Genomic DNA, 13,659 nt, shown 5'->3' with positions numbered 1-13,659 from the left:
TACGCCCGTCACCCGTTCGACGCCGTCGGCGGTGCGGTCGTAGCGGCCTGGGGCGCGAGCCCGACCGGGCCGCCCGCGCCCAGGACGTCTACGTCGACGGGGTACGCAACCGCGCCGCTCGGCCGGCCACCGGCGACGACGGCATGGCCCAGTTCCGCGCCATGGTCGGTGCCCTCGTCCTCGCCCGCGCCACCCGGGGCAACCCGCTCTCCGAAGAACTGCTGCAGGCCGCGCGCACGGCTCTCACCGAGAACGGCACTGGGCAGTGGGAACCGCAGCAGCACACGGACTGACCGGGGGCCGGCCGACGGCACTCACGCCGGCCGTGCTCGCCTGCAGAGCGAGGCGCTACGACCCCGAGCTCACCGCGGACGAGACCCACCGTGTGGACCGCGCCGTCGTCGCCATCAGCGAGCCGGCAACCTCACCCCGCCCGCGGCGGTCACCCGGCCGCTCTGCCTTGTTCGATGCGGCGGGACGTCAGACGGGCTTCAGCCGCGTGCGCAGGAGACAGAACTCGTTGCCCTCAGGGTCGGCCAGGACATGCCAGCTCTCCTCTCCGGTCTGGCCGATGTCGACAGGCACGGCGCCCAGTGCGAGCAACCTGGCCAGCTCGGCGTCCTGGTCGCGGTCGGTGGCGCTGACATCGATGTGCAGCGGGAGCTTCCCGAGCCGGGGGTCGCGGCCCGCATTGAAGACGAGGGTTGGCTGCGCGCCGCCGAATCCGACGCCGGCCGGGCCGATTTCGATGCTGCCGTCACCTTCTCGAGCCAGCTCCACGTAGCCGAGGACATCGCACCAAAATGCGGCCAGTCGGTCAGGGTCTTCCGCGTCGATCACGAGTTCGCTGATTCGGCATGCCATGCACCGAGAATAGGTGCGCCGGCCCGGCGCCGACCGGGCGCGGGTGCCACCGCCCCGCCGTGCGCGCTCAGCGCCCCGACCGGCCCCAGGTCAGGGCGAGGATTGCGGGGTGATCCGGCTCCGGCAGTGGAGAGGAACGACCTTGGCGCCGTTGCGCAGGGCGTCTTTTTCGAGAGCCGGTTGCCGGATCGCCCCTGTGGTGCCCCGTCGTCGCGTCGCACTGGGGCAGGGACGCGAACCAGCGGGCCGCGCCGGGCGTTTCTCAGGTGACGCCCGGGGCGGCAGGCGGGATGCGCGGGTGCCTGGGAAAGAGGTGGCGTACGCCGCGCCCGCACAGGTCGAGGGCGAGTTCACAGAACATGGCATTGGCCCAGCCGAACCAGTCCCGGGTGAACCGGCCGGGGTCGTCGACATGGAAACTCTCGTGCATCAGCCCGGTGCCGGCGGTGGTGGCCGCCAGTGTGTCCAGAGCCCGCGCCGCGTCGTTCTCATCGCCGGTCAGCCCGGCGACGGCGATCGCCAGCGGCCAGACGTGCTCGTCCGGGGTATGCGCACTGCCCACCCCGGACGCGAACCTGCCGCGGAAGTAGGAGGAGTTCGCGTCGGACAGCGCGAGCCGCCGAGTGGACAGATACAGCGGGTCGTCCTGGGCGCACCAGCCGCTGAGGGGGAGGCTCAGCAGACTGGGGAGGTTGGCGTCGTCGCCCAGCAGGGCATGGCCCCGGCCGTCCACCTCGTACGCCAGCACGGACGCGCCATCCGCCTCCACCACCGCGGTCGCCAGGATTCCGGCATCGATCTCGTCCGCCAGTGTCAAGGACGTCCGGGCGAGCTCCGTGTCGCGGAGGACGGACTCGGCCAGTGCGGCCAGGCCGTGCAGGCATGTCGACGCCAACGCGTTGGCCGGCACGAGGTAGCCGTACGTGCAGCGGTCGTCGCTCGGCCGGAAGCCCGACCACGTCATACCGGTCCACGCCACCGGCGCGCCGCGGCCGCCGAGCGGAAGGGTGTCCGCCGAGAAGGGGCCGGAGGGCCGGACGAATCGATACGGAGACCGCTCGTGCGCCTGCTCGACACGCCAGGTTCGTACGATCGTCCACGCGGCGCGGCGAAAGCCGTCGTCGAGGTGGTCCACGCGACCGGTCGCCCGCCATATCGCGTACGCCAACTGCAGTGGCGCGCACAGCGAGTCGAGTTCGTACTTGCGCTCCCAGACCCAGCTTTCCGGCGCAGGGCGGTCGGCGGGTTCGCCATGCGCGTCGGTGGGGCCGTCGTTGAAGGCATTCGCGTACGGGTCCAGCAGGACGCAGCGGATCTGACGGCGCGATACGCCGACCAGGACATCGCCGATCTGGGGATCCGCGGCCAGGGCCAGGTAGGGACGCATCTGGGCGGTGCTGTCACGCAACCACATCGCCGGTATGTCGCCGGTCCTGACGAAGACTTCCGCCGCCCGAGAGGCCGCGGGAGCTCCCCAACTCATGGACGTGGTCCAGGTGTTGGTCAGACAGTTCGCAACGATGTCCGCGGCCGGGCCGGTGCCCCGCAGTTCGGTGGCGAGCTTCCCTCCGAGCGTCCTCAGGGACTCCGGAATGTCCCAGGGCGGAGAAGATTCGGGAATGGGAAACGTTACCATCACGCCTCTTGACTCCTCCTTGTGGCCTGGGCCACGGTGTGATCAATGGGGAATGGAAACGTTACCTTGAGGGAGCTGGCGGCCACCAGACCGGCGAGCGCGCCCAGGACTGAGCCATCGCCAACTCCTCGGAGGGAGAAGGTGAACGCGTGTGACAGCTCCTCCGCGCCCGCGGCGCAGAAAGCTCGTGTCGGACGCCCGGGCCGCGTACGTGTTCCTTGCGCCGGCCCTCATCGGGTTCACGGTGTTCGTCGTCTACCCGCTGATCCGGTCGGCGTACTTCGCGTTGACGCAGTACAACGGCCTGTCGGACCCGAAGTTCGTCGGTTTCGACAACTTCCGAAGGATGTTCACCACCGATCCGTCGTTCTGGCCCTCGGTACGCGCCACCCTGCTCCTGGTCGTCCTGTACGTACCGCTGTCGCTGGCCACCGGGCTGACCCTGGCGGTCTTCTGCAACCAGCGGATGCGGGGGGTCAGCCTGCTGCGCACCCTGTGCTACCTGCCCGTCGTACTGCCGGTGGTCGCCACGATCACGCTGTGGAAGTTCGTCTTCAATCCCCAAGTCGGCCTGGCCAACCAGGTGCTGACGTGGCTGCACATCCCGACGAGTGAATGGCTGTCCGGTTCGGACTCGGCGATGCCCTCGATCGTGATCGTCATGCTGTGGAGCGTCGGCTCGACCATGGTCATCTTCCTCGCCGCGCTCCAGGCGGTTCCCACCGAGCTCTACGAAGCGGCCAGGCTCGACGGCGCCGGACCCAGGACGGTGTTCTTCCGGATCACCCTGCCGCTGATCAGCCCGATCATGGTGCTGCAGGTCGTACTGCAGATGGTGACCGCCCTCCAGGCCTTCAACCAGCCGAAGATCCTCTCGCCGGACGGGATGGGCGGGCCGGGGTTCAGCACCAGGGTGCTGATGCTGTCGATCTACACCAACGGCTTCCCCTCGCTCGGCCGGGTCGCCCAGCTCGGCTACGCCTCCGCCCAGGTCTGGGTGCTCTTCCTCGTCATCGTCGTCCTGATCGCCGCCACCGCTCGCTTCTCCTCGATTTGGACCTACAGTGACCACGTCTCCTGACGTCACGAAGACATCGCCGCCGACCGCTCCGCAGCCGCCCCACAGCGCAGCTGCGGGCCGACCGCCCAGCAGGGCCGCACGTACCGCGTCCTGGTACGCCGTCGCGCTGCTCATCAGCTCCGTGATGATCCTGCCCATCCTGTGGATGCTCACCGTCGCACTCAAAGGCCCTTCGGCCGTCTTCGAAGTGCCGCCGAAACTGCTGCCCCACGAGTTCCACTTCAAGAACTTCATCGACGGGCCGAAAGCGATCCACTTCCCGCGGCTGCTGCTCAACTCCCTTGTCATCACCAGTCTTTCGGTGATCGGCGGGGTGATGACATCGATGATGGCCGGATACGCCCTGGCCCGGCTCCGCTTCCCCGGCCGGAAGATCCTCTTCTACGTCTTCGTCGGCAGCATGCTCCTGCCACCGGTGGTCGGCATCATCCCGTTGTTCCAGCTGTTCAAGGACATCGGCTGGTACGACACCTGGCTGCCGCTGATCGTGCCGGCCTGGCTGGGCGGCAATCCGCTGTTCATCTTCCTCGCCCGCCAGTACTTCCTGTCGATTCCCCACTCCATCGACGAGGCCGCCAAGGTCGACGGCGCGGGACACTTCCGGATCTTCGTGAGTGTCATGCTGCCCATCACCCGACCGGCCTGGATCACCATGTCCATCCTGGCCTTCCAGATGTCGTGGAACGACTATCTCAACCCGCTGATCTATCTGTACTCGTCACAGAAGTGGCCGCTGAGTGTCGGCATGGCCTCCTTCGTCTCCCAGTTCGCCGGCCAGACCCCGGACTGGAACCTCTACATGGCCACCAACCTGCTCTACATGCTGCCCCCACTGGCCGTGTTCTTCGTGGCCCAGCGCTACTTCATCCAAGGCCTGAGCGCTCTGGGCACCGTCAACCAACGCTGACCCGCATCTCGTCAGCCGACCCCACTCCACTTACCAGGAGGCCACGTTGAAACGAACACTCCATGCCGCCGGAGCGCTGCTGGCGGCAGGCGGACTGCTGGCCACCGCCGCCTGCGGCGGCTCCTCGGGTCAGGAGTCGGGCGGGAAGACCACGGTCACCGTGATGACCTGGGAGTCGAACGCGACCAACAAGCTCATCGACCAGGCCCTAGCCGGTTTCCAGGACCCCGGCATCACGGTCAAACGCATCGACACGCCCAACGGCAACTACAGCGACAAGCTTTCGGCGCTGACCCAGGCCAGGAAACTCCCCGACCTGTTCTGGTGCGGCAACGACACCGAGCAGCAGTACACCGGTCAGGGGCTGCTCACCGACTGGTCCTCGAAGCTCTCCGGTTCCGGCGCCTTCAGCACGGGCAGCTTCGACTCCACAGCCATGAAGAACTGGAAGACCGCCGACGGCAAGATCGGCGGCGTCCCCTCGCTGATGAACACCTATGGCATCTGGTACGACATCGACGCCTTCAAGGCAGCGGGCATCCCGGTACCCGCGGCCGGCTGGACCTGGGACCAGATGTACGAGGCCGCCGCCAAGCTGCACGAGAAGGGCGCCAAGTACGGCCTGGTCGCCGACGCCATGACCGCCCTCGACGCCCCCTTCAGCCTCAGCCTCTACTCCCAGTCCGCCGGCGGCGCGCCCTTCACCGACGACGTCCACCACCCCACCAAGGTCACCGTCGACGCCACGTACACCGAAGGCGTCAGCAAGCTCGTGGCAGGGATCAAGAGCGGCGCCGTAGCGCCTCCCGGCTATGACATCTCCAACCAGCAGTCGTTGTTCTCGGCCGGGGAGATCCCCATGCTCTGGAGCGGCCAGTGGCTGGCCGCCGGTTTCCTCACGGACAAACCGAAGATCAAGTACGGATTCGCGCCCCTGCCCCAGGTGGACAAGCCGTCGACGCTGTACGACGCCGTGGGCATCTGCACCCCTTCCTACACCAAGAACGCGGACGCCACCTTCAAGGTCCTCAAGTACCTCGACTCAACCGTGTGGGACAAGGTGCTCCCCGACTCGCCCGTGGCGGTGCCGGCCTACACCGGTGCTCAGGACTCCTACTTCAACGCCCTCGACAAGGCGGGGCAGACGACCGTCGCCTCCACCGTCAAGACGGATCTGAAGGCCTCGTCCACCATCGGCGTGCGCTTCACCACCCAGTGGGCCAGCCAGGCAAGCGACCTGGTCACGGCGTACTGGCCCGACATCCTCCAGGGCAAGAAGCCGCTGTCCGATCTACAGACCATGGCCGACAAGATCAACGAATTGATCAAGAGCAACAGTTAGGTGTCCGCCTCCGGTTCGCCTCGCTCGCGGTCGGCGGGCAAGCTGCCCGCCGACCGGGGCGTACGACGGGACCGGAAACGTATCCTGAGGGCGTTCGCCCGGTCAGGCCCGCGCGGCACCCTCTCAGGTGGCCGCGACACGTAAGGAAAGTTGGTCTCCGCCCCACGTGAGCAGTCGTCTCCCGCAGCGCCAGAACACCAGGCCGACCATGCGCGATGTCGCAGAGCGGGCCGGAGTCGCCCTTGTCACCGTGTCCCGCGTCGTCAACGGCATCGGGGCGGTCCGTGAGGAGACGGCCGACCGTGTGAACGCGGCGATCAGCGAGATCGGGTACCAGCGCAACGAGATCGCGCGTTCCCTGCGCCCCGGGCAGAACTCGATGACCATCGGCCTGCTGCTCGGCGACCTGACCAACCCTTTCTACGCGTCCTTGGCGAAGGCGGCCGTCGAGGTGGCGGCCCAAGCCGGATATGCCGTTCTCCTCAGCACCGCCGACGAGGACCCGAAGGTCGAACGCCGTGCCGTGGGCGAGCTGATCGGGCGACGAGTGGCTGGGCTCATCATCGTGCCCGACCAGGGCGATCACGCCTTTCTGCAGGAGGTCAACGGTCACGACCAGGTGCCCATCGTCTTCGTGGACCGCCCCGCCACCGGAGCCGAGGCCGATGTCGTCCTCGTCGACAACGAGGGCGGGGGACGCATGGCGACGCAGCACCTCATCGACCACGGCCACCGCCGGATCGCGATCCTCGTCGCCCCCTCGTACTACACCACAGGCCGCCGGCTGCGCGGATACCGCAAGGCCCTGCGGCAGAGCGGCATCGACGCCGACGAAGCACTGGTGGTCACCCTGCGGCGCGGCACCACGGAGGAGGCCACCGCCGCCACCCACGCCCTGCTCACCTCGCCGCACCCGCCGACGGCGATCTTCTCGACGACGGGCTTCCTCACCGAGGGCGTCCTGCGGGCGAGTCAGCAACTGCACGCCCGTATCGCCGTCGTGGGCTTCGACGACTTCAAGCTCGCCGATATGCTCCCCACCCCGGTCACGGTGGTGACCTCGGACATCGAGGAACTCGGCCGCCGCGCCGCCCATCTGCTGATCGACCGCATCAACGGCGAGGACGCCCCCTTCCACCGGATCGTGCTGCCGGCGCAGTTGATCGCCCGTGGCACGGGGGAGACGGCTGCCCGGTAGAGACTCAGTAGAGCGTCGGCCACAGCTCGCGCGGCCACGCGAGCACGGCGTAGAGCTGCGCGAAGGCCGCCTGCTGGATCGCCTCGGTGCCGCCGGACGAGTCGAAGTGCACAAGCCCCGTGCCGGGATCGCGCATCGTGGACCAGAGCTCGTCCGCGTAGTCGGCCATCGCCTGGTGGTACGTGCCGTCCCCGGTCACCGACTCCAGGAGCAGCAGGTTCTTGAAGAAGATCGAGTTGAAGTACACCGGCTGGGTGAACAGCCGTCCCTGCGTGACGTAGTAGGCGTAGGCGGCCTGGGCGATCCGCTCGGCCCGGCGCAGATACGTGCGGTCGTGGGTCGCCTTGTAGAGGAGGACGTTGACGCCGACCGGCACTCCCTGGTTGTACGACCAGATGGTCTTCTCGACCGTGCCCTTCAGGTCGAGATGGTCCCAGTACAGACCGCCGGGACTCTGCAGATACGTGTTCGTCCAGTCGTAGAACCGTCCTGCCCAGTCCAGGTAGCCGTCTTCACCGGTGATCTGGTGCAGACGGAGGGCGAGTTGGGCGCCCGGCATGTTCGAGACGGTGTTGCGGTCCTGACTCCAATTCGCCTGGGTCCAGAAGACACCGCCGGGAGCGGCGTGGGTGGAGTCGGTGTCCCAGCCGGACCTGACGAGGTCGAAGATCTCCTCGGCCCGGGCCAGTGCCGCCGAGTCCCCTGTCTGCAGATGGAGTTGGACTTTTGCCAGGCCCACCCATTCGTTGTCGTCGTAGAACATGTCGCCGCCAGAGCCGTAGGGGGCGCGAGGGTAGGAGTCGTACCCGGGCAGCTCGGTCGTGCCGCCGCCGGCGTTCCAGTAGTGCTCCTGCGCCTTTGCCCGCTCGGCCACCTCCACCGCGTACCGGGCATCGACCGCCGCGAGGTCGAGGGCGGTGATGTGCACCTGGGAGAAGGGCCATTCGTACGAGTACGCGTTGTCTCCGGACGCCGCCGGATACTGCTCTCGGACCAGACCTGAGCCGTCCTTGCTCGCCAGGTGTCTCTCCAGCGCGGCGTAGGCGGCGATGCCGCGTGACAACGCCCTGGATCGGTCCGTGTGTTGAGATCCGCTCGAGTCTGCTGCGGCGGACGCTCCGTTGGCCACGGTCAACGTGGCCATTGCCGCAATGCCGCCGCCGACCAGCGCCCGGCGAGAGGGATTCAAGCGCATCGGAACGCCTCCATTCAGAGCGCCGCTGCCTGCACGGGTCGTACAGGCGTATCGGCGATGGAAACGTTGCCACCGTCGCATGGAGTCGTCAACGGACCGCGCAGTCACGGCAGTTCTGCTGGATCTCCTCAACGGCCTTTGTGGTACGGACCATTGACGTCCGGTCGGGGTAGTGAGATCTTCGCGATGGTTACGTTTCCATAGCTTCGGACATCTGGACACGTCCGGCCCCCACGGCGAAATGGGAGACGCAGACATGACCGCCGCCCCGTCAAGACCATGGAGACCCCTGAGAGCAGTGCTCGCGCTGCTGCTGTTGGTGCTCTCCCCGCCCCTGCTCCTGCTGAGCTCGGCCGCGCGCGTCCACGCTCTCGACAACGGCCTGGCCCGGACGCCCCCGATGGGCTGGAACGACTGGAACGCCTTCGGCTGCAACGTCAGCGAGACGCTGGTCGAGCAGACCGCCGACTATCTCGTCTCCTCCGGTCTGAAGGACGCGGGGTACCAGTACGTCAACATCGACGACTGCTGGATGACCTCCGCCCGGAACTCCGCCGGTCAACTGGTGCCCGACCCCGCCAAGTTCCCCGACGGCATCAGCGGTACCGCCGCCTACGTCCACTCCAAGGGACTCAAGCTCGGCATCTACGAGAGCGCCGGCACCGCCACCTGCCAGGGATTCCCCGGCAGCCTCGGCCATGAGCAGACGGACGCCAACAGCTTCGCCTCCTGGGGCGTCGACTACCTGAAGTACGACAACTGCAACCACCAGAACGTGCCCGACCAGCAGCGTTACACCGCGATGCGCGACGCCCTGGCGAACACCGGCCGCCCGATCGTCTACAGCCTCTGCAACTGGGGCCTCGCCAGTGTGTGGACCTGGGGCGCGGGGGTCGGCAACAGCTGGCGCACCACCGGCGACATCAACGTGAACTTCTCCACGGTGGTGTCGATCTACAAGGCCAACGTCCAGCTCGCCCAGTACGCCAAGCCCGGCGCCTGGAACGACCCGGACATGCTCGAAGTCGGCAACGGCATGTCGTTCACCGAGGACCGTTCCCACTTCAGCCTGTGGGCGGAGATGGCCGCGCCACTGATCGCCGGAACCGACCTGCGCAAAGCCTCCGCCGCCACCCTCTCCCTCTACGGCAACAAGGACGTCATCGCCGTGGACCAGGACTCCCTGGGCAAGCAGGGCACCGAGATCTCCTCGTCGGGTGGTCTGCACGTCCTGACCAAACCCCTCGCCAACGGTGATGTGTCGGTGGTCCTGTTCAACGAGAACTCGAGCGCGGCCACGATCACCACCTCGGCCTCCGCGGTGGGCCTCCCGGCAGCGTCCTCGTACCGGGTGAACAACCTCTGGTCGCACGTGATCAGCAGTACGAGCGGCAGCATCGCGGCCAACGTTCCGGGACACGGCTCGGTCATGTTCCGGGTGTCCGGCGGCAGCGGAACCAGCATCGGGACGACGCACCCGCTGATCGGAGTCTCTTCCCACCGCTGCCTCGACGCGTACGACGGCCAGACCGCCCCCGGCACCAAGATCGAGATCTGGGACTGCGGCGGGGGCGCCAACCAGGCTGTGACCCTCACCGCCGCCGGTGAACTGCGGCTCTACGGCGGCACACAGTGCCTGGACGCCAACGACAACGGCACGTCGTCCGGCACCAAAGTCCAGCTCTGGACCTGTAACGGCGGCACCAACCAGCAGTGGCGCACCAACCCGGACGGCACCATCACCGGCGTCCAGTCGGGGCTCTGTCTCGATGTCACCGGAGGCGACAAGCCCGCCGGGAACGTCAACGGCACCCAGGTCGAGCTGTGGACCTGCAACGGCGGCGCCAACCAGCAGTGGCGTCTGGGCTGACGCTCTCACCCCCCACGTCCACGGAGCTGACATGAACTCAATGGCGAGCCGGGTCCTGAGAATTGGGACCGGTCTGATCGCGACGCTGACCCTCCTGATCACGGTCACGGGCGGCGTCGCGACCGCCGCCCCCGAGGCGACGATCTGCAACAAGTACTGCGACGGCCGCGACCCGGCCCTGTCCCCGCAGGACCGGCAGCCGGTCACGGCCACCATCTACTCCCGCACCCTCGCCCTGCACTTCGACGACACCGACGCGATGGGCTGGGCCTCGATCACCAACGGCAGTCCGACCGACGAGGTCTGGCTCGACCGCTCCTTCGACGGCGGCCGCACCTGGAGTTCGGGCAGCAAGCTCGGCGACACCACCATCCCCTCGGGACAAGGGGGTTGGCGCACGCTGATGTACAACGTCGACGACTGGAACAACAACGGCGTCGGCGCGCTGCGGGCCTGCGGCAAGGCGGGGGACCGGGCCGAGATCGCCTGCACGGCATGGGCCCGAACCACCTGGAACGCGTACAGCCGCCCCACGGCGGCGGCCACCGCGCTGATGCAGTCGTACAGCAACTCCACCGGCTTGTTCGACACCACCGGCTGGTGGAACTCCGCCAACGCCCTGACCGCGATCATCGACAACATCCGCGTCACCGGAATGCCCAGTTACAAGTACGCCATCGCGAACACCTACGACCGCCAACTCGGGGCCCAGGGCGGCCAGTTCCGCAACGACTACATCGACGACACCGGCTGGTGGGGGCTCGCCTGGGTCGCCGCGTACGACCTGACCGGTGACAGCCGCTATCTGAACACCGCCCGCGCCGACGCGGACTACATGGCGCAGTATTGGGACTCGACGTGCGGGGGTGGGGTGTGGTGGAGCACGGCGAAGACGTACAAGAACGCGATCGCCAACTCCCTCTACCTGGAGCTGAACGCCGCCCTGCACAACCGCATCGGCGGCGACACGGTCCATCTCGGCCGGGCGAACGCCGAGTGGTCGTGGTTCAAGGGCACCGGCGTGATCAACAGTTCGCACCTCGTCAACGACGGTATCGACCTTTCGACCTGCCGCAACAACGGGTCCACGGCATGGTCGTACAACCAGGGCGTACTCCTCGGCGGACTGGCCGAGCTGTACCGCGCGACGGGGGACTCGGCCCTGCTGACCACCGGCCGCCAGATCGGTGACGCCTCGACCACCTCCACGGCGCTGAACTCCGGCGGAATCCTGCGCGAGCCGTGCGAGACGAACGGCTGCGGGGCCGACGGGCCGACCTTCAAGGGCGCCTGCGTCCGCGGGCTGAGCGCCTTCAACGCCCAGTTGTCCGAGCGCCCCTACACCTCGTACCTCACGCGGCAGGCGGACTCCGCCTACGCGCACGACCGCAGCGCCCTCGACGCGTACGGATTGCACTGGGCCGGGCCGATCGACTCCACGGACGCCGCCCGCCAGCAGAGCGCACTCGACGTGATGAACGCGGCTTCCTGACCGGTCATCGCCGACCGGCACCGCCCTGTCCACGCTGCTAAGATGTTCGTCGTCACATGAGCCTTCTCGGTGCGGATTCCGATCCGCCGGGGAGGCTCTTTTTCGTGCCCGGGTCCAGCCTGCCCCGGTACTGGTGGAACCGCTTCGAAGGTACTCATCCGCCGAGCCACCTGAATGCGCCACGCCACCCATCGGTTCCGCGTTCCCAACCCGCAAGAGGAGATCCATGTCATGAGCCCACGGACGAACGCCGCGGCAGCCACAAGTACCTGGCAACTCGGTGACCTGACCGTCAACCGCGTCGGGTTCGGCGCGATGCGCCTGACCGGTAGCGCGCCCTTCGACCGCGGCGTGCCGCGCGACCGCGAACGGTCGATCGGTGTGCTCCGGCGGGCGGTCGAGCTCGGCGTGAACCACATCGACACCGCAGCGTTCTACTTCTCGGCGACGCGCTCCGCCAACGAGCTGATCAACCGGGCGCTGGCGCCGTACCCGGAGGATCTGGTCATCACCACCAAGGTCTGGCCGGGCCGCGATCCCTCGGGCGCGTGGTGGTGGGCCACACCGGCGCAGTTGCGCGGCCAGGTCGAGGAGAACCTGCGCCAACTCGGCCGCGATCACCTGGACGTGGTGAACCTGCGCGTGCCGCCGAGTCGGCGGACCGGCTCGATCGGTGAGCACTTCGGCGCGTTGGCCGAACTGCGCGATGCCGGACTGATCCGCCACCTCGGTATCTCCCACGTCACGTCCGAGCAACTGGCCGAGGCACGGGCCATCGCCCCGGTGGTCTGCGTGCAGAACCCTTACGGAATCGGTGAGTTGAGCGAGGACCGGGCTCTCCTGCGGCTCTGCGGTGAACTCGGTCTCGCCTTCGTCGCGTTCTTCGCGATCGCCGGTTCCGGGCGCGAGGCGGGTCCGGCTGCCCGTGACAGCGAGGCGGTGTGCGCCGTCGCCCGCGCACACGGTGTGTCCGTCGCGCAGGTCCGGCTGGCGTGGACCTTGCAGCAGGGGCCGCACGTGCTGGCGATCCCGGGCACCGGCGATCCGGACCACCTCGCGCAGAACATGGCGGCCGGCACGCTGCGGCTCTCGGAGGAGGAGATGGCACGCCTTACCTCCCTGCGGCCGGCCGCGCCCAGCAGGCCGTGGCATGGGGGGACCTGACAGGTCCGATTCCTGTCAACAGGGGCAAGTACGGCTCATGGAGCCACCTGATCACCGAGCGAGACGGCGCTTGATCAGACCGCGCGGCTCAGGCCTGATCAAAACGACAGGCCCTAGGCCTGGTAGGCCGCGGAGATCTGGCCGACCAGGACGGCGAACGGCATGTCGAGGGCGGCGTAGACGGCGCCGGCCTCGGGGGCGGCGTTGTCGGCAAGGGCCTCGACCATGAGGGTGGCGTAGTCGCTGACGACGACGCCCGCCTGCTGGATCCGCAGCAGTCCGGCCTCCCGCTTGGCCTGGCTGAAGGTGCCGGAGGCGTCCACGGCGACGTACGCGTCATGCCCGGCGGCCGTCGCGGAGATCGCGGGCAGTGCCGCGCACACCTCGAGCGATACCCCGGCGAAGATCAGCTTCTGCCGGCCGGTGGCCTCGATGGCCTCGCGGACCCGGTCGTCGTGCCAGGCGTTGACCGTGCTGCGGTCGATGATCTTCTGTCCGGCCGGCAGCGCCTCGACCAGTTCGGGGGCGGTCGGCCCCCACATGCTCTCGGCCGCGGTGGTGGTGACGACCAGTGGGATGCCCAACACGGTCGCTGCCCGTGCCAAGGCCACCACGTTGTGCTTCAGCTCGCCGACCGGGATGTCCCGGACGCCGGACAGGAGGCCTACCTGGTGGTCGACCAGCACCACGGCGGCGTTCTCCCGGGTGATCGATTCCAAGAACTTGCTGCGCTCGCTCATTTTCCGCTCCCTGAGGGTTGAGCCACAGCTTTATTGGTCACTAGACTTGATAGTCAATTTTAGTGACAATTCGAAGCTATACCTCGGCCCCCCGGAGTGCAAGCGCCGTTCGGGGCGGGGCGCCCGGGTCGGGGCGGCGATGTCGGGGCCCCTCGGGCGGGCAACTGAAA

12 protein-coding genes are annotated in these 13,659 nt (G+C 67.9%); 8 read left to right on the top strand and 4 right to left on the bottom strand.

All coding sequences use genetic code 11. The features are described 5' to 3' along the window. Window positions 1-143: 143 nt before the first annotated feature. Window positions 144-293: a hypothetical protein gene (locus ACFZDJ_RS27020; protein ID WP_391062319.1), complete on the top strand. Its 150-nt coding sequence runs from the start codon at window positions 144-146 to the stop codon at window positions 291-293. Between the two features lie 187 nt (window positions 294-480). Here the strand turns inward: ACFZDJ_RS27020 and ACFZDJ_RS27015 are convergent, their stop codons facing one another. Both ACFZDJ_RS27015 and ACFZDJ_RS27010 read right to left on the bottom strand, forming a co-directional pair. Next, the gene (locus ACFZDJ_RS27015) at window positions 481-864 is read right to left on the bottom strand and encodes a VOC family protein (RefSeq protein ID WP_385368959.1); all 384 of its coding nucleotides are present in this window, start codon (window positions 862-864) and stop codon (window positions 481-483) included. A gap of 262 nt (window positions 865-1,126) precedes the next feature. Continuing rightward, window positions 1,127-2,500, bottom strand: coding sequence for a glycoside hydrolase family 125 protein (locus tag ACFZDJ_RS27010; protein WP_391062535.1), 1,374 nt, complete (start codon window positions 2,498-2,500; stop codon window positions 1,127-1,129). Between the two features lie 151 nt (window positions 2,501-2,651). On the opposite strand from ACFZDJ_RS27010, the gene ACFZDJ_RS27005 reads away from it, so the two are divergent. From ACFZDJ_RS27005 to ACFZDJ_RS26990, 4 genes are all read left to right on the top strand, one after another. Further along, window positions 2,652-3,581: an ABC transporter permease subunit gene (locus ACFZDJ_RS27005; RefSeq protein ID WP_391062316.1), complete on the top strand. Its 930-nt coding sequence runs from the start codon at window positions 2,652-2,654 to the stop codon at window positions 3,579-3,581. Further along, a complete protein-coding gene (locus ACFZDJ_RS27000) occupies window positions 3,565-4,488 on the top strand; it encodes a carbohydrate ABC transporter permease (protein ID WP_101402873.1) in 924 nt (307 codons plus the stop codon). Before ACFZDJ_RS27005 ends, ACFZDJ_RS27000 begins: the two co-directional genes overlap by 17 nt. A 46-nt stretch (window positions 4,489-4,534) precedes the next feature. Then, window positions 4,535-5,830 (top strand): extracellular solute-binding protein, encoded by a 1,296-nt coding sequence (locus ACFZDJ_RS26995; protein ID WP_391062314.1) that lies wholly within the window; start codon window positions 4,535-4,537, stop codon window positions 5,828-5,830. Window positions 5,831-6,038: 208 nt separating this feature from the next. Next, entirely contained in the window at window positions 6,039-7,028 is a 990-nt protein-coding gene (locus ACFZDJ_RS26990) for a substrate-binding domain-containing protein (RefSeq protein ID WP_391062311.1), read from the top strand. A gap of 4 nt (window positions 7,029-7,032) precedes the next feature. Here ACFZDJ_RS26990 and ACFZDJ_RS26985 read toward each other — a convergent pair whose 3' ends face one another. After that, window positions 7,033-8,091 carry a glycoside hydrolase family 76 protein gene (locus ACFZDJ_RS26985; protein WP_391062308.1) on the bottom strand — a complete coding sequence of 353 codons (1,059 nt, stop codon included), beginning with the start codon at window positions 8,089-8,091 and terminating at the stop codon, window positions 7,033-7,035. 388 nt (window positions 8,092-8,479) lie between these two features. Between ACFZDJ_RS26985 and ACFZDJ_RS26980 the strand changes: the two genes are divergently transcribed. From ACFZDJ_RS26980 to ACFZDJ_RS26970, 3 genes are all read left to right on the top strand, one after another. Then, window positions 8,480-10,093: a ricin-type beta-trefoil lectin domain protein gene (locus ACFZDJ_RS26980; protein WP_391062305.1), complete on the top strand. Its 1,614-nt coding sequence runs from the start codon at window positions 8,480-8,482 to the stop codon at window positions 10,091-10,093. A gap of 31 nt (window positions 10,094-10,124) precedes the next feature. Continuing rightward, window positions 10,125-11,585 (top strand): glycoside hydrolase family 76 protein, encoded by a 1,461-nt coding sequence (locus ACFZDJ_RS26975; protein WP_391062302.1) that lies wholly within the window; start codon window positions 10,125-10,127, stop codon window positions 11,583-11,585. Window positions 11,586-11,816: 231 nt separating this feature from the next. After that, a complete protein-coding gene (locus tag ACFZDJ_RS26970; RefSeq protein WP_391062299.1) occupies window positions 11,817-12,749 on the top strand; it encodes an aldo/keto reductase in 933 nt (310 codons plus the stop codon). A 113-nt stretch (window positions 12,750-12,862) separates the two neighbouring features. Here ACFZDJ_RS26970 and ACFZDJ_RS26965 read toward each other — a convergent pair whose 3' ends face one another. Beyond that, on the bottom strand, window positions 12,863-13,489 hold the full coding sequence (locus ACFZDJ_RS26965) for an isochorismatase family protein (protein ID WP_390935616.1): 627 nt from the start codon (window positions 13,487-13,489) through the stop codon (window positions 12,863-12,865). Between the last annotated feature and the right edge of the window lie 170 nt (window positions 13,490-13,659).

Source organism: Streptomyces sp. NPDC007896, assembly GCF_042959425.1.
Taxonomy (GTDB): Bacteria; Actinomycetota; Actinomycetes; order Streptomycetales; family Streptomycetaceae; genus Streptomyces.
This window is presented reverse-complemented; position numbering and strand designations above follow the sequence as displayed.